At 72.1% G+C, this 19170-nt stretch carries 18 protein-coding genes; 7 read left to right on the plus strand and 11 right to left on the minus strand.

The window, feature by feature from the left end:
• Window position 1 precedes the first annotated feature (1 nt).
• Window positions 2-139 (minus strand): hypothetical protein, encoded by a 138-nt coding sequence (locus HNR21_RS03435; RefSeq protein WP_182704011.1) that lies wholly within the window; start codon window positions 137-139, stop codon window positions 2-4.
• Window positions 140-465: 326 nt separating this feature from the next.
• On the opposite strand from HNR21_RS03435, the gene HNR21_RS03440 reads away from it, so the two are divergent.
• Window positions 466-1332, plus strand: coding sequence for an immunity 49 family protein (locus HNR21_RS03440; protein ID WP_182704012.1), 867 nt, complete (start codon window positions 466-468; stop codon window positions 1330-1332).
• Window positions 1333-1380: 48 nt separating this feature from the next.
• Here the strand turns inward: HNR21_RS03440 and HNR21_RS03445 are convergent, their stop codons facing one another.
• Both HNR21_RS03445 and HNR21_RS03450 read right to left on the minus strand, forming a co-directional pair.
• Window positions 1381-1686: a WXG100 family type VII secretion target gene (locus tag HNR21_RS03445; RefSeq protein ID WP_119727950.1), complete on the minus strand. Its 306-nt coding sequence runs from the start codon at window positions 1684-1686 to the stop codon at window positions 1381-1383.
• 51 nt (window positions 1687-1737) lie between these two features.
• Window positions 1738-2136 carry a YbaB/EbfC family nucleoid-associated protein gene (locus HNR21_RS03450; protein WP_182704013.1) on the minus strand — a complete coding sequence of 133 codons (399 nt, stop codon included), beginning with the start codon at window positions 2134-2136 and terminating at the stop codon, window positions 1738-1740.
• Window positions 2137-2520: 384 nt separating this feature from the next.
• Between HNR21_RS03450 and HNR21_RS03455 the strand changes: the two genes are divergently transcribed.
• From HNR21_RS03455 to HNR21_RS03470, 4 genes are all read left to right on the plus strand, one after another.
• A complete protein-coding gene (locus tag HNR21_RS03455) occupies window positions 2521-3387 on the plus strand; it encodes an immunity 49 family protein (protein ID WP_182704014.1) in 867 nt (288 codons plus the stop codon).
• Window positions 3388-3414: 27 nt separating this feature from the next.
• Complete coding sequence (locus HNR21_RS03460) at window positions 3415-4230, plus strand: TNT domain-containing protein (RefSeq protein ID WP_182704015.1); 816 nt, start codon at window positions 3415-3417, stop codon at window positions 4228-4230.
• Between the two features lie 165 nt (window positions 4231-4395).
• Complete coding sequence (locus tag HNR21_RS03465; protein WP_182708464.1) at window positions 4396-5226, plus strand: SMP-30/gluconolactonase/LRE family protein; 831 nt, start codon at window positions 4396-4398, stop codon at window positions 5224-5226.
• A gap of 150 nt (window positions 5227-5376) precedes the next feature.
• Window positions 5377-5901 carry a hypothetical protein gene (locus tag HNR21_RS03470; protein ID WP_182704016.1) on the plus strand — a complete coding sequence of 175 codons (525 nt, stop codon included), beginning with the start codon at window positions 5377-5379 and terminating at the stop codon, window positions 5899-5901.
• A gap of 15 nt (window positions 5902-5916) precedes the next feature.
• On the opposite strand, the gene HNR21_RS03475 is transcribed toward HNR21_RS03470, so the two are convergent.
• The 3 genes from HNR21_RS03475 to HNR21_RS03485 form a co-directional block, all read right to left on the minus strand.
• Window positions 5917-8649, minus strand: a complete 2733-nt coding sequence (locus HNR21_RS03475) for an MMPL family transporter (RefSeq protein ID WP_182704017.1) — start codon at window positions 8647-8649, stop codon at window positions 5917-5919.
• 53 nt (window positions 8650-8702) lie between these two features.
• Window positions 8703-10493 (minus strand): fatty acyl-AMP ligase, encoded by a 1791-nt coding sequence (locus HNR21_RS03480; protein WP_182704018.1) that lies wholly within the window; start codon window positions 10491-10493, stop codon window positions 8703-8705.
• A gap of 202 nt (window positions 10494-10695) precedes the next feature.
• Window positions 10696-11025, minus strand: a complete 330-nt coding sequence (locus tag HNR21_RS03485) for a hypothetical protein (protein WP_182704019.1) — start codon at window positions 11023-11025, stop codon at window positions 10696-10698.
• Window positions 11026-12656: 1631 nt separating this feature from the next.
• Between HNR21_RS03485 and HNR21_RS03490 the strand changes: the two genes are divergently transcribed.
• The gene (locus tag HNR21_RS03490; protein ID WP_119727938.1) at window positions 12657-13403 is read left to right on the plus strand and encodes an IclR family transcriptional regulator; all 747 of its coding nucleotides are present in this window, start codon (window positions 12657-12659) and stop codon (window positions 13401-13403) included.
• 9 nt (window positions 13404-13412) lie between these two features.
• On the opposite strand, the gene HNR21_RS03495 is transcribed toward HNR21_RS03490, so the two are convergent.
• Window positions 13413-13784 carry a YkvA family protein gene (locus tag HNR21_RS03495; RefSeq protein WP_182704020.1) on the minus strand — a complete coding sequence of 124 codons (372 nt, stop codon included), beginning with the start codon at window positions 13782-13784 and terminating at the stop codon, window positions 13413-13415.
• A 379-nt stretch (window positions 13785-14163) separates the two neighbouring features.
• Between HNR21_RS03495 and HNR21_RS03500 the strand changes: the two genes are divergently transcribed.
• On the plus strand, window positions 14164-15072 hold the full coding sequence (locus HNR21_RS03500) for an alpha/beta hydrolase (protein WP_182704021.1): 909 nt from the start codon (window positions 14164-14166) through the stop codon (window positions 15070-15072).
• A 144-nt stretch (window positions 15073-15216) separates the two neighbouring features.
• Here the strand turns inward: HNR21_RS03500 and HNR21_RS35855 are convergent, their stop codons facing one another.
• The 4 genes from HNR21_RS35855 to HNR21_RS03520 form a co-directional block, all read right to left on the minus strand.
• Window positions 15217-15780 (minus strand): septal ring lytic transglycosylase RlpA family protein, encoded by a 564-nt coding sequence (locus HNR21_RS35855; RefSeq protein ID WP_312880819.1) that lies wholly within the window; start codon window positions 15778-15780, stop codon window positions 15217-15219.
• Window positions 15781-16238: 458 nt separating this feature from the next.
• A complete protein-coding gene (locus tag HNR21_RS03510) occupies window positions 16239-16928 on the minus strand; it encodes a hypothetical protein (protein ID WP_182704022.1) in 690 nt (229 codons plus the stop codon).
• A gap of 274 nt (window positions 16929-17202) precedes the next feature.
• Window positions 17203-18306, minus strand: coding sequence for a ferritin-like domain-containing protein (locus HNR21_RS03515; RefSeq protein ID WP_119727935.1), 1104 nt, complete (start codon window positions 18304-18306; stop codon window positions 17203-17205).
• A gap of 210 nt (window positions 18307-18516) precedes the next feature.
• Entirely contained in the window at window positions 18517-19068 is a 552-nt protein-coding gene (locus HNR21_RS03520) for a TetR/AcrR family transcriptional regulator (protein WP_182708467.1), read from the minus strand.
• Window positions 19069-19170 lie beyond the last annotated feature (102 nt).

Consider the following 19170-nt stretch of genomic DNA (forward strand, 5'->3'; position numbering starts at 1 on the left):
GTCAGATCACCATGGAGGAGTCTTCGGCGGAGATGCGGTTCTGCGCCATCGTGTCGACGCCCCCGGCAATGTCGCCGATCGACCCGGCGGCCTTCGGGCCGACCATGTCGCCGATATGCGGCTGCCGCTCCGCTCGCACTCAGGCCCCCAGTCCCCGTTCCGCGACGGCCGGGCGCGCCACACCGGAGCGGGCACGCGATGACCCAATCTTCGCGACAGGGTGGGACATTTAGCAACCAACATGGTCAATCGACAGAAATCTGCAGTTGAGGGGAGGTGTTGTGCCCGCGGGGTCCAGACGGGCGCGCCTTCGCCGACGGGCCGGCCGGGCCGGTGGCCGGTCTTCCGCGCGGGCATGCCGGACCGGATCGAACGCGTGCGGCGCCGCATGAGGCCGGGAGTACGGTGGTCCCACTGTCAGGTGGCGACGGCACCGGATGTGAAGGCCGACGAGAAGTGAGCGCGGTGGAGACGGTACCCGGACACGACCTGGACCGGGAGTTCGTCGCGTGGCAGGTCGAGTCCAGCGAACAGCGCAGCTTCCAGCGCTATCTGCCGACCATCTCGGAACGCCCCGAGAGGGTGCGCCAGCTCTTCGACAGCGCTTCGATGACGGTGCAATGCCGCTGTGCGCTGGATCCGGCGGCCGAGCGACCGCAGACCTGGCGGAGCGTGACGCTGGCGATGCAGGCCGGGGTGGCGATGTTCGCGGCCGGGCTGCGCGCCCAGGGCACGCTCGAGGTGCGGCTCGGCGACTCCGAGGTGACGATCCCGGAGACCGGGCCGAGGGCCTGGACCAACGTGGGCTACTGGCTGGACGCGATGTACCTGGCGCTGATCTGCCGGGACGAGGAACGCGCGGATCTGCTGGCCTCGGTGCCCCTGGACTTCCTGCGCGCCTCGGAGATGGGCGGCGTCGTACCTCTCTATCTCTATTCCTGGGCCGAGTCGCTGCAGCGGTTCTGGCGCAGTGAAGGCGGCTCCTACGAGCTGGTGGAACGGGCACTGGAACTCGCCGATCCGGAGGACCTCGAGGAGCCGGGCGCCGATGCGCAGGTGCTGCTGGCGATGCCGCCGATGGTCCTGTTCGGCCACCTGCTGGCCGACGAGGACCACGAGTTCAACGGAGCACTGGACGAAGCGCTCCGGCATCACCGGATGTACTGGACGAGCACCCCGGAGAACGCCCGCGACAGCCGCGGTCACGTCTCGCTGCGGCTGCTGGCGATGACCTCCCTGGCCCACCAGAAGGGCGTGCCGATCGAGGTCGAGTCACCGTACGTTCCCCTGGGCCCGGTCGACGGCCGATGGGCCGGCGAGTCCCCCGCCTGATCCGCACCGGGAGAGGCGGCACCGGACGGCCTTCGGACAGGTCCCGGGTCAGGTGATCTTCGAGGACTCCTCGGCGGAGACGTAGTTCTTGGCCATCATGTCGATGCCCTTGGCGATGTCGCGGAGCGACTTGGAGACCTTCGGACCGGCGTCCATCATCTTCTCGGACGCGGGCAGGTACTCCTTCTCGAACGCCTTGCCCGTCTTGTCGGCGCCCCAGCACTTGCCCTCGGCCGCCAGCCGGCTCTCCACCCGATCGAAGATCTTCTTCAGTGTGGCGGCGCCGTCCTCGAACCCGGCCTTGGAACGCTTCAGGGCCTTCGGATAGACCCGCAGTTCATTGCCATTTCCCATGACGGCCCACGGCTTCCTCTCTGTGTCCGGTCACCGGCCCGGCGGCGTTCGTCATTCCTTGGGGCGGAACCCGTACCGTTCACGGGCCTCGTCGAAGTCGCGGGGCGGCCCGCCGAGCACCTTTCCCAGGTCGAAACCCTCGACCTCGGGAATCTGGAACGGTTCCATCGCGCCCTGCATCCGCTCACGGACCTCGGCGGCCGCCCGCTCGGCGGCCTCGACGATCGCGTCGGCCAGTTCGCTGGGGGACAGCCGACGGTAGACCCGGGGATCGAATTCCAGCCCCTTGAGCTGACCCTGCGGCCCGACCGTGACCTTGACCATTTCGTCGGCGGCGGTGGAGGTCGCCTCCAGGGTGGCCAGCAGCTCCTGCAGTTCCCGCAGCTGCGCCCGCTTGTCGCGGTACTCCTTGAGCAGCTCGTCGATGTGCGCCTGCCACTCCGCTCGCACTCAGGCCCCCAGTCCCCGTTCCGCGATGGCCGGGCGCGCCACACCAGAGCGGGCACGCGATGCCCCCATCTTCGCGACAAGCCGAACATCTAGCAAGCGAGGCCGCTATCCAGGCAAAAGCGCCATAAGGGATGAGGACGCCGCGGCCACGGATTCGGGTCACACCACCTCATCGACGTGCGCGAACTTCCGGCGGAGCAGAGGAGCGGCGCACGTCGATCCGGGGAAACGCGGGTACGTGCCCGGAGCACCACGGCCGGACGACGGCGAACATGACGAGCCGGTTCGAACCCCTGCGACCCCCGCATGGAACCGTGAGTACGGTGGTCCTCACCACCGGACGGCGACGGCACGGGACGCGCAGGCCGACGAGGAGGGAGCGCCGTGCAGACGGTACCCAGGCACGACATAGACCGGGAGTTCGCCGCACAGCAGGTCGAGGCCTGCGAACGACGCAGCTTCGAGCGCAACATGCCGATTGCCTCGGAGCGCCCCGAGGGTGTGCGCCGGCTGTTCGACAGCGCGTCGATGACGATGAAGTACCGCTGTGCGCTGGATCCGATGGCCGAGCAGCCGCAGACCTGGCAGAGCGTGACGCTGGCGATGCAGGCGGGAACGGCGATGTTCACGGCCGCGCTGCGCACCGAGGGCACGGTCGAGGTACGGCTCGGCGACTCCGAAGTGGCCATCCCGGCGACCGGCCCGCGGACCTGGACTCATGTGGGTTACTGGCTGGACGCGATGTACCTTGCGCTGATCTGCTGGGAGGAAGAGCGCACGAACCTGCTGTGCTCGGTGCCCCTGGACCTCCTACGCGCCTCGGAAAAGGGCGCCATCGTGGCCCCGCATCTTTACGCCTGGGCGGAATCGCTGCAGCGGTTCTGGCGCGGTGAGCCCGGTGCCCACGAGCTGGTGCAGCAGGCATTGGACCTCGCCAAGCCGCAAAACGCCGAAGAACCGGGCGGTGATGCGCGGGTGCTGCTGGCGATGCCGCCGATGATCCTGTTCGGCCACCTGCTGGCCGACGAGGACCACGAGTTCAACGGAGCACTGGACGAAGCGCTCCGGCATCACCGGATGTACTGGACGAGCACCCCGGAGAACGCCCGCTCCAGCAACGGCTATGTCTCCCTGCCGCTGCTGGCGATGACCTCCCTCGCCCACCAGAAAGGCGTTCCGATCGACATCGAGTCACCGTACATTCCCATGGGCCTGGTCGACGGCCGATGGGTCGGCGAGTTCCCCACCTGATCCGTACTGGAAGAGAGGCGACACCAGATGGCGTTCAGACAGGCCCGCCTGTTCGAGGGCCCGGCGCCCGGCGCGCACGGACGTCCGCCCGTTCCCGCCGAGGAGATCGAGCCGCTGCTGGCCTATCTGAACGGCGCGCCGATCGTGCTGGCCGCCCGCGGGTTCGACCGGGACGTGCTCGACCCCGCCGGTACGGCGAACGTGCCGATGACGTTCCACACCGACGGTGAGTGGATCTGGCCGGGGGCGGTCGCCTACTACCTGCGCGCCCACGGCGTTCCGCCGGAGCCCGAGTTGGTCGAGCACATCCGTGCGCGGCGGTTCGAGGTGCCGCCGGTCACGGAGCAGGTGATGGACGAGGCGGTGTCGGTCATCACCGGGGCGCCCGCTCCCGCGGCGCCGTCGGCCCCCACACCCCCCGCTCCCCTGCCGCCGACTCCCACGCCCCCGCCCGTACCCGCCCAGGCGCCCGCACCCGCCCAGGCGCCGGCGGCCGACCAGGGGGGTCCCATCCAGCCGCTGCAGGGTGAGCCGCCGCTGACCCTCTACCGCGACCTGCGTGAGACGTCCCTGCCGCCGGGCACCGAGATCGACCGCTACGGCGAGCCCGTGGGCAACGTGACCTACGCGGCGGGGACGCACTGGAGCCTGCGTTCGCTGCCGGCCGACTGGGCGTTCCGCCCCCGGCGGGTGTACCGGGTGATGCGTCCGGTGCGGGCGCTGACCGGCGTGGCGATCCCCTGGTTCGACCAGCCCGGCGGCGGCACCGTCTACATCCTGCCGGCGTCCGTCGCGGCCCTGGTCGCCGACGGTTCCCTCGTCGAGATCGAGGCGTCCGGCTGACCTCCCCGCCCGGCGCGGCCGCAGGGCGATCCGGACGATGCGAGGGCCGCCCGTGGAGACACCCCGCCTCGGGGGTGGCCCTCTCTACGCCCCTGAGGTGTCGATCCGGCCGGTGCCCGTTCGTATGAACGATGAGACACCGGCCCGGAAGGGGACGCCATGGGGATGAACGAGGTGAAGGTGCTGCTCACCGGGCACGGCCTGGTCGAGTCGCCGCGCTGGCACGCGGACCGGCTCTACTTCTCCGACTGGTACGCCGGGGAGGTCGTCGCCGTGGACCTCACCGGCCGCAGCGAGGTGGTCGCCCGCGTCGAGTCCGTGCCGCTGTGCACCGCATGGCTGCCGGACGGCCGCCTGCTGATCGTGTCGTCCGACGAGGGCCGCCTGCTGGTCCGCGGGCCGTCCGGGGAGTTGCGGGCGTACGCCGACCTGGGCGCCGAGGGCATGTGGAACGACACCGCCGTGGACGCGCGCGGCAACGTCTACGTCAACCGGATCGGCTTCGACATGATGTCCGGCGCGCCCGTCTCCCCCGGCACCGTCAGCCTGGTCACCCCGGACGGCCGGGTGCGCGAGGTCGCCGACGACATCCTGTTCCCCAACGGCATGGCCGTCCCCCCCGACGGTTCCACCCTGATCGTCGCGGACTCCTACCGGCATTGCCTGACCGCCTTCACCGTCGCCGAGGACGGCGGCCTGTCCGGCCGCCGCCTGTGGGCCGACCTGGGCGAGGGCACCCCGGACGGCATCTGCCTCGATGCCGAGGGCGCCGTCTGGTACGCCGACGTCCCCAACCGCCGCTGCGTCCGCGTCGCCGAGGGCGGCACCGTCCTGCAGACCGTCGACCTGGACCGAGGCTGCTTCGCCTGCGCCCTGGGAGGCCCGGACGGCAGGACCCTCTTCATGGTCGCCGCCGAATGGCGCGACCTCCCCGAGATGGTCCCGCCCGGCACCGGCCAGGTCCTGGCCACAGAGGTGGACGTCCCGGCCCCCTGATGCCCCGGTGGCCGCGCGTACCGCGCCGGGCCGGGATCGGGGCGCGGGTCCCTCTGAGGGGGGATGAGGGGGCTACTCCGGCGGGAGGTGCCGAGGAGCGGCGCGGATGAGGCTTGAGGCGTCGGATGCAGGCGCTCTCAGGGAGTTCGTATGGCGGCCTCTGTTGTTCCGTTGTCGCGGGTGCCGTGGTGGGTGGAGTGGGCGGCGCGGGTGGCGGCGTTCTCCGCGTTGCCGTCCGGGGTGTGGCGGGTGGCGCTCGGGGTGGGCGTGCCCGTGGGGTTCAGCGGGGAACTGGCGGAGATGTACGGCCCCGGATGGCTTCTGACGCCGTACGTGATCCTGCTCAGCGTGCTGGCGGAGATCCTGGCGCTGCTGACGCTGGGGCTGGTGCGGCCGTGGGGCGAGGTCGTGCCGCGGTGGGTCCCGTTCCTGGGCGGGCGGGCGATTCCGACGCTCGCCGTGGTGGTCCCGGCCTCGCTGGGCGCGGTCGCGGTCACCCTGATCACGATGCTCGGCGCGGTCTCCTGGTACGGGCCGGAGGCGATGGGGCATCCCGAGTCGCCGCACGGGGTCGCGGGCGTGGTGATGACCGCGTGCTACCTGCCGTTGCTGTTGTGGGGGCCGCTGCTGGCGGTCGTCACCGTCGCGTACTACCTGCGCCGCCGGGGCGGGTGATGCGGCGGCGCGGGCTCACTCGTCGTCGGCCCAGCGCCAGCCGGGGCCGTCCGGGTTCGGGACGATGCGGCGGCGGGGCCGGGGGGCGGTGTCGGGGCGGGGCTGCGTCGGCCCGTTCTCCCAAGGCCGCCATGGCGCTCCGGTGCCGTTCTGCGACGGAGCGCCGTGTGCATGCGGCGGCTCGGTGCCCCGCCCCCTTGTCGGCGAGGGTGGCATGGGGCCGCGTGCAGGAGGTTCCGGGGACGGCGTGCCGGGGCTCGATCCGGCCGGTCTGCGGGCGTGGCGGCCTCTGGGCTGTGCTGCGGCGTCCCCGGGGGGTGGGACGGGGCTCCGGGCGTGGCGGCCCGCCGGTGGGGGCGGGGCGCTGTGCCCGGTGGGCGGAACGCGCGTCGAGCCAGGGCCGGTGGAAGGGGGAGGGACGAGGCCGCTGGACGAGAAGGACACACCGGCCCAGCCAGGCGGGGCGGGCGTGGGCGCGGGCATGGCCGGGGCCGTCGGTCGTCGGGGGCGGCGGAGATGCGGGGGCAGCGGCGGCGGAGCGGGGGGTACGGGGTCGTCGTCCTCGTCGTACAGGGGGTCGTGTTCGCGGAGGTCGACCTTGGCGTGCAGGGCGGCGAGGGGGCGGGGCAGCCACCAGTTGGCGGCGCCCATGAAGCGCATCGTCGCCGGCACCAGCAGCGAGCGGACCAGCACCGCGTCGACGACCACCGCCACGAACATCCCGACGCCGATCAGCTTGACCACCGTGATGCTCGCCAGCCCGAACGCCCCGATCACCACCAGGAACAGCAGCGCCGCGCTGGTGATGATGCCGCCGGTGCGCTGCATGCCGATGGCGACGGCGGCGCGGTTGTCGCCGGTGCGGTCCCACTCCTCGCGGATCCGGCTGAGCAGGAACACCTCGTAGTCCATCGACAGCCCGAAGACCACCGCCAGGATCAGGATCATGCTGGTGGCCTCGACGCCCCCGGTCGGGGTGAAGTCCAGCAGGCCCGCCAGATGCCCGTACTGGAAGCCCCAGACGATCACCCCGAACGAGGCCCCGATCGACAGCACGTTCATGGCGATCGCCTTCAGCGGCAGCACCACCGACCCGAAGAACATGAACAGCAGCGCGAACGTCAGCGTGCCGACCAGCAGCGCCATCCACGGCAGCGTCCGCATCAGGCTGGTCATCAGGTCGAGCTGGGCGGCGGTGCTCCCCCCGACGTCGACGTGCAGCGGGAACCCGTCCTTGGACAGCTCCATCCCGCGGATGGTCCGCACCAGCGACTGCGCGGTCCGCGACATCGGCTCCTGGTCGTGGGTGACCGAGATCCGCACCCCGCCGTAGTCCTGCGAGTAGCCGGTGTACTCGGCCTTGACCACGTGCGGCAGGTTCTGCAGCCGCATCCGGAACGACTCCAGGTACGGCGGGATGTTGTCGCCGCCGGCCGCCGGACGCCAGTTGCGCGGGATCAGGTCGCCGGAGACCACCACGTCGATCGGCTCGGCCGACCCGTTGGGGAACTCCCGCTTGACCGTCTCCACCACCTGGCGGGTCTGGCTGGTCTCCGGCAGTACCCGCGCGTCCACCGAGGTGAACTGCACGTTCAGGAACGGCCCGAACAGCACCGCCAGGGTCGCCAGGGTCAGCGCGAAGTACGGCAGCGGCCGCCTCATCACGCTGTGCCCGAGCCGGTACCAGAACCCGCTGTCGGCGTTCCGCACGTGCCCGCGCCGCCGTACGGTGCCCCACTCGACGCGCGGCCCGAGGATCGCCAGCAGCGTCGGCAGCAGCACCACCGCGCCGAACACCGCCACCAGCACCGTCGCCATCCCGGCCAGGCCGAGGGTGCGCAGGAACATCTGCGGGAACAGCAGCAGCCCCGACAGCGCCGCGGTCACCGTGATCCCGGAGACGGCGATGGTGCGCCCGGCGGTGACCATGGTGACGACCAGCGCCCGTTCCCGGTCGCCGTCGCGGGCCAGTTCCTCCCGGAACCGGTTGACGATGAACAGCGAGTAGTCGATCGCCAGCCCGACGCCCATCATCGTGACGACCTCGAGCGCCATGGCGGTCACGTCGGTGACGTAGGTGACGGCGTGCAGCACCGCCAGGCCCCCGGTGATCGAGAACACCGCCACCACCAGCGGCAGCGTCGAGGACGCCACCGCGCCGAACACGATCACCAGCAGGATCAGCAGCACCGGCATCGAGATGATCTCGGCGCGCACGATGTCGTGCACCGCCAGTTCGCTGAACTCCACCCCGAACGGCACCGACCCGCCCACCCGGGTGTCCAGCCCCGGCGCCCGCAGCCGCTCCCTGACCTGCTCGAACGCCTTCAGCTTGGCCTCGTCGTCGCGGGCGTTCAGCTTGATCGACACGAACGTGGCGCGCCGGTCGCGGGAGGTGAACGCGGCGGCGCCCGCCCCCTCGAACGCCCAGTACGAGTGGATCTCGGCGACGTGCCGCTTCGGCAGCCGCGCCACCGTGGTGACCACCGCGGCCATGTACCGGGGGTCGTCCACGGTCATGGTGTCGCTGCGGTACAGCACCAGCACGTCGGGGTTGGTGCTGCCGAAGTAGGTCGCGCCGAGCTTGGCGACCAGCGTGGAGTCGGCGTCGGGGTCCTCGAACCCGCCCTGCTTGAACCGGTCGAGGACCCCCAGGCCCCACGCCCCCGCCAGGACCGTGAGCAGCACGATCAGCACCAGGCTGGTCCACCGGCGCCGGTGGATGAGGCGGCCGAGACCGGCGAGCATGCTCCTCCTCAGACGTGCTGCGCGGCCCGGCGGGGGTGGGGCCGGACGGACGGCTAGCCCTGGGCCGCCAGCCGTTCCGCCGTGGTCTGCAGCGCGCCCTCCAGGTACCGCTGCCGGGTCGCCGCCCGCGCCACCTTCCCGCTGGTGGTACGGGACACTACGCCAGGTTCGACCAGAACGAACTCGTGCAGGGCCATCTCGTGCTCGATGTTGACGGCGCCGCGGACGGCGGCGGCCACCTCGTCCAGGTCGAGCTGACGCAGCGGGACGCGGCGGTTGCGTTCGGCGATGACCACCAGCCGTTCGGTCTCCTCGCCGTCCACCGCGAACGCGGCGACGTGGTCGGGGCGGATCGCCGGGTGCGCCTCCTGCACGGTCAGCTCGATGTCCTGCGGGTAGTGGTTGCGGCCGTCGACGATGATCAGGTCCTTGATCCGGCCGGTGACGTACAGCTCGCCCTCGTGCACCACGCCGTAGTCCCCGGTGCGCAGCCACGGCCCTTCCGGCAGGTCGCCGGGGTCGCGCAGCGTGCCGCCGAACGTCTCCTGGCTGCGTTCGGAGTTGCGCCAGTAGCCGGGGGCGACGTTGGGGCCGTGCACCCAGATCTCGCCGACCCGCCCGTCGGGCCGCTCGACGCGGGTGTCGGGGTCCACGATCGCCACGTACTGGCCGACCGGACGGCCGCACGCCACCAGCGAGGTCGTGCGCTCGGCGCCGGCGGGCGCGACGACGACCTGTCCGGCCGCCAGCCGGTCGCGTTCCACGGTGACGATCTTGGGGGGTGCGGCGTCGGCGGCGGCGCACACGAACACGGTCGCCTCGGCCAGCCCGTACCCGGGCGCCTGGGCGCTGCGCCGCAGCCCGGCCCCCTCGAACGCCCGGTGGAAGGTCTCCAGTGTGGACGGGCGGATCGGCTCGGCCCCGTTCAGGCAGGTGACCAGGCCGCTCAGGTCCAGGTCCTCGAGCTTGTCCGGGTCGGCCAGGCTCGCGACGTACTCGTAGGCGAAGTTCGGCCCGGCCGTGTAGACCCACTCGCGCCCGGAGATCAGCTCCAGCCAGCGCATCGGGTTCATCAGGAACGCGACCGGGTCGGTGTAGACGACGTGGTCGCCCTTCACCATCGGCAGCGCCATCGCGGCGATCAGGCCCATGTCGTGGAACAGCGGCAGCCAGCTCACCAGCTCCGGACGCGGGTGGTCGGGCGCCCAGCCCGCCCACAGCTGCCGGGCGTTGGCCGCCACGTTGGCGTGGGTGATCTGCACGCCCGCCGGGCGGCGCGTCGAGCCCGAGGTGTACTGCAGGTACGCCACCTCGTCGGGGTCGATCGGCTCGCCGCTCCAGGCGCCGGCCAGGTCGAGGTCGATCTCGTCGGCGTACAGGATCTCGCGCGGCGGCGTCACGTCCTGGTCGGCGAGGAACTTCTCCACGTGCGGCTGCGACGCCCGGGTGGTGACGATCACCGCGGGCTCGGAGTCGGTGTAGGCGCCGATCAGCCGTTCGGCGTAGCCCGGCAGGTCGGGCGAGAACAGCGGGACGGCGATCACCCGGGCGTACATCGCGCCCAGCATCGTCATCATGTACTCGTGCCGCTGCGGCAGCAGCAGCGCCGCGCGCTCCCCGGGCGCGGCGATCCGGCGCAGCGCGGCGGCCGTCGCCCTCGCCCGGCGGTCGGTCTCCGCCCAGCTCAGCGTGACGTGCTCGCCGGCCGGGTCGGTGCTGTAGTCGACGAACGTGAACGCCGGGGCGTCCGGCTTCTCGGCGGCCCAGCGCCCGACCAGCTCGATGAGCGGCCGGCGGCCCTCGCCGTCGGGGGACAACTCGGTGAGCAGGGAACCCAGTGCCATGATGAGGAACTCCCGGTGTGGGCCGGAAGGCGCCGGTGGGACGGGCACCGCCGGCAGGCCGGCCTGCGACACCGGCACGAGGCGGGCGGCCCGGCCGGCACAGGCGATCAACGTGCCGAAAACCTACCCAGCGGTCACCTGTGCCGCCATTGTCCCCGGTGAACATTCACCGCCGGTGCCTTTGTCATCGCCGTGACAAGGGCTAACCGAGATCGTCGAGCGCTCCGCGGCGGCGGCGCTCCGCCCGCCGGTGGCGCCACAGCCCCAGGGAGACCAGCAGCCACAGCACCGCGACCTGCACGGCCAGCGCCACCGCCGGCACCGCCACCCACGGCTGCACCCCGCTGACCCCCCGCTTGGGCGCCATGATCTCCACCCCTTCCTCGGCCAGGTACGGCGGCACCGCCGTCCCGGACGGCAGGCCCGGGGCCACCGAAGGCGAGGACACCGGCGGCGAGGGCGTGATCGGAGGCAGCGGCACCTCACCCGGCGCCGCCCCCGGCGGCGCGTCCTCCGGCGTGTCCGGCGGCATGCCCGGCGACGCACCCGGCATGCCCGGCGGTGCGCCCGGCGGCATGTCCGGTGGCGCGCCCGGAGGAACGTTCACCCCTGGGGCCAACGACGGGTTCCCCGGCGGCGGCATCCCAACGGACGGCGCACCGGCCCCTTCGGGCCGAGGCCGGTCATAAGGCCGCCCGGGGGCCTCCGTTCCGTGGCCGGGAGCCGTCCCCTTGGGCCGCGCCGTCTTGCTCTTGGGCGGACCCTTGGGCGGGCTCTTGGGCGAAGGCCGTTCCATGCCCTTGAACGGTGAGGGCCGTCCCGCTCCAGGCGTTTCCTCAGAGGGCCTCGGCCTGCTGCCGGGGTGCTTCCCATCGATTCCCTCAGACGGCCGTGGCATCTCGGAAGGTCTCGGCCGCCCCGTCCCCGGCACAGACGGGCCGGCGGTCCCTCCCGTGGAAGGCTTCGCCGTAGGCGGTTCCTGCGGTGCCCCAGTAGCCCCGCTGCCGGGCGCCCACGGCTGCCGTGTCGGCGTTCCCTTCCCCAGGCAGGACGGCCTGACGGGACTCGGCCGTCCCGTACCACCGGCCTCGGCTCCCGGCCGGCCCGTCTCAGGCCCGCCGTCCACCGGGCGACCCGGCGTGCCCACCGGCGGACGCTGCGGCACCCCTAACCCACCGGGCGCGGCGCCAGGCCGACAGGTCTTCGGCAGCCCACCCGCTGAAGGCCCTCCCGACCCACCAAGCCCGGCACTCGGCCTCTGTGACCATGACGGCCCCGCCGACGGACGCGACGACTTCCCAGACCCGCTCACCGAAGGCCGACCCGAACCCTCCGAACCAGTTCGCGGCTTCTCCGGACGAGACGCCCCCGCCGACTTCCCAGGGTCAGTCACCGAAGGGCGGCCCGAACCCTCGGGACCGGTCCGCGGCTTGTCCGGATGAGGCGACCCCGCCGACGGACGCGGTGGCTTCCCGGGAGCGGCCTTCGAAGGGTGGTCCGGGCTCTTGGGGGTGGCGGTGCGCGGCTTGTCCGGGCGGGACGGCCTGTCGTTCGCGGAATCGGTCGGGCGCGGGGACCCGGGGCCGGAAGCGACGGTGGCGATCAGGGCCGGGGCTGCCGGGCGGGTGGTGACGTCGAGGGTGCGGGGTGAGCGCAGGCCCAGGACCTGGCAGCGCAGGGCCGTGCCGTCAGGGGTGGGCCGGCAGAGCTTGGGCGGATTGGGCCAGTCGACGGGACTGGGGGACTCGATGAGGAGGACGACGTTCTCAGAATGGTCGGGACGGACGGTGTGGGGACGGACGGTGACCGCATACGCGGACAGCCCGGCGGCCGGGGCAGGGAGGCGTTCGGCCGTGGCGGTGGCGTCGCGCGGCGCGGCGTCGGCCGGAACGGTGGTGAGCAGCAGGGAGGCGGTGGCTCCCGCGCAGGCCAGGGTGTGTCCGAGTGCGGATCGGGCCGGGTGCCCCGGTGTCACGATCGTCGTCCTCTCGCCGTCGACCGGTCGCCGGGGGGTCGGCGCGTCCTGCGCCGGGCTTTGTCAGTATTGCCCCGACGATCACGGGGGGTAACGCCCCGAGTTCGTTTCGCAGAGTGAAAACGAATCTCCGTAATATGGGGACCGCCCGGCCCTGACAGCGGACGGCCGGGGAGAGGAGTCGTCGGGTGGCGGAGGCCGTACGGTCCCTGGAACGCGCCTTCGAGCTGCTGGAGCATCTCGCCGACGCGGGGGGCGAGATGGCGCTGTCGGAGCTGACCGAGCGGTCGGGGCTGCCGATGCCGACGATCTACCGGCTGATGCGCACCATGGTCAACCACGGCTATGTGCGGCAGGGGCCGTCCAAGCGGTACGCGCTGGGCCCCCGGCTGATCCGGCTGGGCGAGAGCGCCACCCGGCTGCTGGGGCACTGGGCACGGCCCGCGCTGACCCGGCTGGTGGACGAGATCGGCGAGACCGCCAACATGGCGGTGCTGGAGGGGGACGCCGCCGTCTACGTGGCGCAGGTGCCCTCACGGCATTCGATGCGGATGTTCACCGAGGTCGGGCGGCGGGTGCAGCCGCACTGCACGGGGGTGGGCAAGGCACTGCTGGCCCAGCTCTCGGACGAGACGGTGCGGGAGATCATCGGGCGCACCGGGCTGGCCGCGCACACCCCGCACACGATCACCGACCCGGACCGGCTGCTGGCCGAGCTGGACCGGATCCGCGCGCAGGGGTACGCGATCGACGACGAGGAGCAGGAGGTCGGCGTGCGCTGCGTGGCGGTGCCGCTGCCGGGGGCTCCCGCACCGGCCGCGATCTCGGTGTCGGGGCCGTCCGGCAGGCTGACCACCCGGCTGGTGGACGAGGCGGTCCCGCTGATGCGCAGGGCCGCCGAGCAGTTCGCCCGCGACCTGTCGCCGGCCGAGTAGCCGCCCCGGTCAGCCGGCGGGCTCGGTGACGACCTCGCCCGCGATCGTGCCCGGCCGCCCGCGCCGCCAGTCGATGTAGTCGCCGGTCGCCGCGACCAGCGTGGCCACCGCCCACATGACCACGCCCAGGTCGTCGGCGACCCCGATCAGCGGGAGGAACTCCGGCAGCACGTCCACCGGCGAGACCACGTACACCAGGGCGATCAGCAGCAGGGCGAGCCTGCGGTGCCCCAGCCCCCTGTAGTCCCCGCGCGCGGTGTCGCGCAGCAGGCCCGGCACGGCCCTGACGCGCTCCCCCAGCCCGGGCGCGCCGGGCCGCCTGGTCTCGTCGTAGATCCGCCAGGCCTGGCCCGCCGCCGCCATCCGCCGGTTCCGGTGCACGGTCGCCTCCCGAGAAGCAGAAGGTGGACGCGCCCCCGAGGCGTCCACGCTCCCATACGACGCCCGAACGGCCCGGAATGTTCCCTGCCGGGCCGTTCTGCTGCGTGGCGACGCCTCGCCGTCCGCAATGCAGGCGGAACGGCAGATTCGTGACATGTCGCCGGACGGGCGATGTCACCGTGACTCCTCCGCTCCCAGAAGGGAGCGGCTTCTCGCTTCCCTGCCGGGAGGCGACGGACAAGCCCTGCCCGTTTCAAGCGGAAAAACCTTATCAGCGAGGCTGATTCTCCTGCTCGACAAACCTGGCGGTCCGCTCGCCGGGTTTAATGGAGGTTCCGCACGCGCGCCGCCGGACGACCCCAGGAGCAGACAAGAGCCGATGAGTGCCGACCGGATGATGCTGTCCCGAACCGGTACGGCGGCCGAAGTGCCCTATCTCGCGCTGCCTCCGACGGCCGTCGACGCCCGCCCGTCCGGGGCGACCCGGCTGGTCGTCGTCTGGCACGGTTTCGGTCCTCCGCGCACCCCGGCGGCCATGGCGGCGGCCGTGCCCATGACCGGCGTCCCCGCCTGGCGGGTCTACCTGAGCCTGCCGGCCCCCGCCGGGGCGCTGCCGCCCGCGGGCCTGGGCGGCGAGACGGCGGTGGCGGACTTCGCCGACACGGTGGAACGTGCCGCCGAACGGTTCTCCGCGGTGCTGGAACGGCTCCGGCGCGATCTGGAGGTCCCCGAGGGGCCGGTGGCGCTGGCCGGCTTCTCGGCGGGCGCCGCGGTGGCGATGCTGGTGCTGGCGTCCGCCGCGGTGCCGGTGAGCGCCGCCGCGTTCGTCGCCCCGATCGCGGCGCCCGCCCGCACGATGGCGCAGGTCATCAAGGAGACCGGCCGCCCCTACGCCTGGACCGGGCCGTCCCGGGCCGCCGCCGACCGCCTCAACATGCCGTCCCGCGCAGCCGAACTGGCCCGGCCCGGCGCGCCGATCCTGCTGGTCGCCGGATCCCGCGATCCGCTCGTGCCGGCCGCCGAGGTCGCCCGGCTGCACGACCGTCTGGCCGAGCAGGGCGCCGCCGTGGAGACCACGACGGTCCAGATGGCCCACGCCCTGACCGCCGAGCCCGGGGTGGACGCCCTGCCTCCGCTCCCGGAGGCCGTCAGCGTGGACACCGCCCTCACCGAGTGGTTCCGCCGGCATCTGGCCACCGTCGCCGCCTCGGCCCAGGGCCCGGCTCCGTCCTCGCTCCAGACGCTCCCGGACGGCATCCCGATGTGCACCGGCCCGCACCACGACTGACGCGAACGCCCGGCGCCCCGCCGGAACGCACGCGCATGCGTCGTCCGATGCGGAGCGTGGCGGGGCGCCGGGTGCGGGCGGGGAGGCGACCGGGGATCATCCGCCCCGTCTCCGGGGCGTGGGACCGCCCTCGAGTGAGCGGGATCAGTCCTTGGCGAGGACCTGGTACTCGACCGGGATCACGCCGGCGCCCGTGCCGCCCACGGTGCGCATGGCGGCGCGGGAGAGGTCCAGGCAGCGACCGGCGATGTAGGGGCCCCGGTCGTTGATCCGGACGACCACGGACCTGCCGTTGTTCTTGTTCGTGACGCGGACCCGCGAGTGCATGGGGAGCGTCTTGTGGGCCGCGGTGAGCGCTTCCGGGTCGAAGCGCTCACCGCTGGCGGTGGGCTGGGGGTCCCAGTAGTAGGAGGCCTGGCAGGCGCCGGTGTCGATGACGCGGTACCTGGGCTTGCGGGGCTCCCTGGCCTCCAGGGCGGCCTGCGGGCTCTTCGTCCCGGTCCGCGGGCTCGCGCTCGCCGTGGGAGCGGAGGTCTCCGTGGGAGCCGGGGTGGTCGTGGGGGCGGCCGGCCGGGACGGCGTGGGATCGGCGGCCCGGGGACGCTGGGTGGGGGATTCGGTTCCGCCGGTCGCGGCCCAGGCCCCGGTGGCGGCGGCCGGGACGGCCATGGAGGACACGATCAGCAGGGTGCGAAAACAGGCACGCACAAACAGATCCTTTGATCGGGGACAGGACCCCGGACGCCCGCCGCCGGGCACCGCCGAACGGTCGATTCGCTCGGGTGCCACCGGCCCGTCGGCACGCCGGCTCGCGTGCCCGCCGTGCGTTCCGCTCCATTGCGGCGAATCCGCACAAGGCGTCCGGTGAGCGCGGCGCCGGGCTCCTTCTCCGCCCCTGCGGGTCCGCGCACAAGTCCCAAACCGTACGGCCTGCGCGCACCCCGTCAAGCCGGACAAGGGCTGTTTGTGGTATTTGTCACGCCGTTTGTCACCCGGCGGATATCACCCTTGTGCGCAAAGTGAGCAGATCAAGATCGGATCAACTCCGGTGCACAAGTGCCCATCTCGGTCAGGTAACAAAATAATGTCCCCGAAGAAAGCCCAAGGGCGCGCGACCGGGGTCCGCCCCCGGGCACACGCCCTTTGACCTGGGTCTTCCTATGCGCTCAGCGCCCCGAGGGAGGCTGGCCGATCGACAGGTACGGGCCGACGAGCGACGGGGCGCCCGGCTGGACCGCGCCCGACACGCCCGGCAGGCCGCCCAGCAGCGCCGACACGTCGCCCAGCGACCCCGGCTGCGCCGTGGACTTCTTCTTGCCGGGCTTCTTGGCCGGCGCCCCGAGCGGGCCGACCTGCGGGGTGCTCAGCGAGCCGACCAGCGGCACGCCGCCGAGGAGGTCGGCGAGCGGGTCGGCGGCGGCGCGCCGCTGGTTCCCGGTCAGCCCCGCCAGCTCGGTGCCGCACTGCTGGGCGGCACCGGTCTTCCCGGTCGTCTTGCGGTACGCCCCGAGGTCGGCGAGCTGGCTGCGCTCGGCCAGGAACAGGCACCTGGGCACCGTCTCGTTCAGCCCGAGCTGCCGGGCGGCGCCGGTCAGCGCGCTCCCGTCCAGGCTGGTCAGCGCCAGGGGCTCGGCGAGCGGGGACTGGGGCTGCGGCTGGGGCCTGGTGCGGGCGAGCTGGCCGACCACCTCGGCGTGCGGCTCGACCGCGGTGGACGTGGCGTCGACGAGCGCGGTCACCACCGGCACGGCGTTCGTCACGGTGTCGGTGAGCTGCCCGGCCGGCTGGACGGCGGCCTGGGCCGGAGCGAGCGCGGCCGCCGACACGACGACGGCCGCGGCCACCGGAGCCAGCATGGAGACCTTGCACAGACGGCTGACGGATCGATTCATCTTTCCCCCCGATGAAAAGGCATGTTCGTGCCGCGGCCATGGCGGCACCATCGAGCGGGCACGCTAGTACATCCACCGACCGGGCACAACGAATTCGGCCACAATTTGAAGGCCCCGAAGATCGACGCAAATCGATCTGCCGCCGCGCTCCGCCGATGCCGTGCCGAAATGTCCGGAGCAGGACGCGAAAAGGGGCGTTCCGCCGGTGAGCGGAACGCCCCTTGGGAAAACGCGAGGACTATTCGGAGCCGAGCGCGATGGCCTCCTCGACCTCCCTGCGGCGCTCGGCCATCTCCCGCTCCTGCCGCTCGGCGTCGTACTTCTCGGCGATGTCCTCGTCCTGCCGCATCAGGGCCTCCAGGTCGGCCTTGGCATTGTCCAGCACGCCCATGTCGGCGTACGCGGCCTGCACCTTGTCGCCCCACAGCCCGATGTCCTTGACGATCGGCACGATCCGGCTGAACAGCAGCGACTGGTACAGCGTGAACATCTGGGAGTTCTCGACGTACTCCATGCACCGGTCCATCGGCAGCCCGAGGTTCTCGAAGACCTCCCGGCCGGTGAACCGGTCGCGCATCAGGTAGCAGCCCTCGACCACGAACTCCTCGCGCTCGGCGCGCTCGGCGCTGGTCAGTTCCTTGTAGTAGTCCTTGAGCGCCAGCCGCCCGAACGCCACGTGCCGCGCCTCGTCCTGCATCACGTACGCCAGCAACTGCTTGACCAGCGGGGTCGTCGCCATGTCGCGGTAGAGGCCGAACGCCGCCAGCGCCAGCCCCTCGATCAGCACCTGCATGCCCAGGTACGGCAGATCCCAGCGGCTGTCGTCGAGGGACTCCTTGAGCAGTTTCGCCAGGTCCTGGTTGATCGGGTAGTACATCCCGAGTTTCTCGTGCACGAACCGGGCGTACAGTTCCACGTGCCGCGCCTCGTCCATCACCTGGGTGGCGGCGTAGAACTTGGAGTCCAGGTCGGGCACCGACTGCACGATCCGCGCCGAGACGTTCAGCGCGCCCTGCTCACCGTGCAGGAACTGGCTGAACAGCCAGGAGCCCTGGTGGCGGCCGAACTCCTGGCGCTCGGCCTCGGTCATCTTCTCCCAGATGTCCGAGCCGAACAGGGGGTTGAAGTTCTCCGGCAGCCCGGCCACGTTGGTCGGATCGACCTCCTGGTCCCAGTCGATCCGCAGCTGGGCGTCCCACTGCTTGTCCTTGCCCTTCTGGTAGAGCGCCAGCAGTCGGTCCCGGCCGTCGTCGTACTCCCAGGTGAAACGGGCGGCGCCGGCCATCGGGACGTCCCAGGTGTCCGTGGGGACGTCGCGGACGTAGTGGTCGAAAGAGCTCACGGGCGAGGCCTCCTCGGCTCAGAGGCGGGGCGACGGCACCCCCACCGCTTTACAACTCTTCCTAGCATGTAAAGTATGACTCAGGCCATACTCCGGCCCCCGCGATCTCATATCGTGACCACCCGGTCATCCCGAGTGCCCGCCACAGCCCCCCGGTCCTGAAGGCCACCGCGAGCGGGCCCGCGAGCCGCGCGAGCGGAGCGAGCGCAATCAGCCCGCGAACACTCCCGCCAGGTAGCCGTGGATCATGCGCTTGGTCTCGGCGATGATGTGCGGGTCGCCGTCCGGGTCGGTGCGGAAGGCCATCTTGAGGACGGCGTCGGCGGCCTCGACGGCGATGGCCACCGCACGGGCCATCTGGGGGGTGTCGGAGACCCCGAAGGCGTCGACGACCAGTTGCCGGAGGCGGGCGGCGACGACGGTGTTGTTGTCGGCGGCGGCGTCCAGCAGGTTGACGTCGGCGGCGTCGCCGAAGCGCAGCACGCGAAAGCCCGGGACGGTGCGGTTCATCTCCACGAAGATGTCGATGATCGCGCCGACCGTGTCCGACCAGTGCGCGAACTCCTGCTCGGCCAGCAGCCGGGTCACCCGCTCGCCGAACATCTCCAGGTTGCGCAGCGCCAGCGCCTGGGCGACCGCGCGCTTGTCGGGAAAGAACTGGTAGACCGACCCGATCGCCACCTCGGCGCGCTGGGCGATGCGCGTGGTGGACAGGCCGTCGTAGCCGTGCTCGTCCAGGATCTCGGCGCAGGCGTCGAGCATCCGCTGGACGCGTTCGGCGCTGCGCCGCTGGGCGGGACGGCGGCGGAGGGGGGTGGGCCGGGTCGTCGTCACGGTCCCATTCTTCCCTGCCGGAGCAGGCGT

This window comes from Thermomonospora cellulosilytica (genome assembly GCF_014138835.1).
In the GTDB taxonomy this organism is placed as follows: Bacteria; Actinomycetota; Actinomycetes; order Streptosporangiales; family Streptosporangiaceae; genus Thermomonospora; species Thermomonospora amylolytica.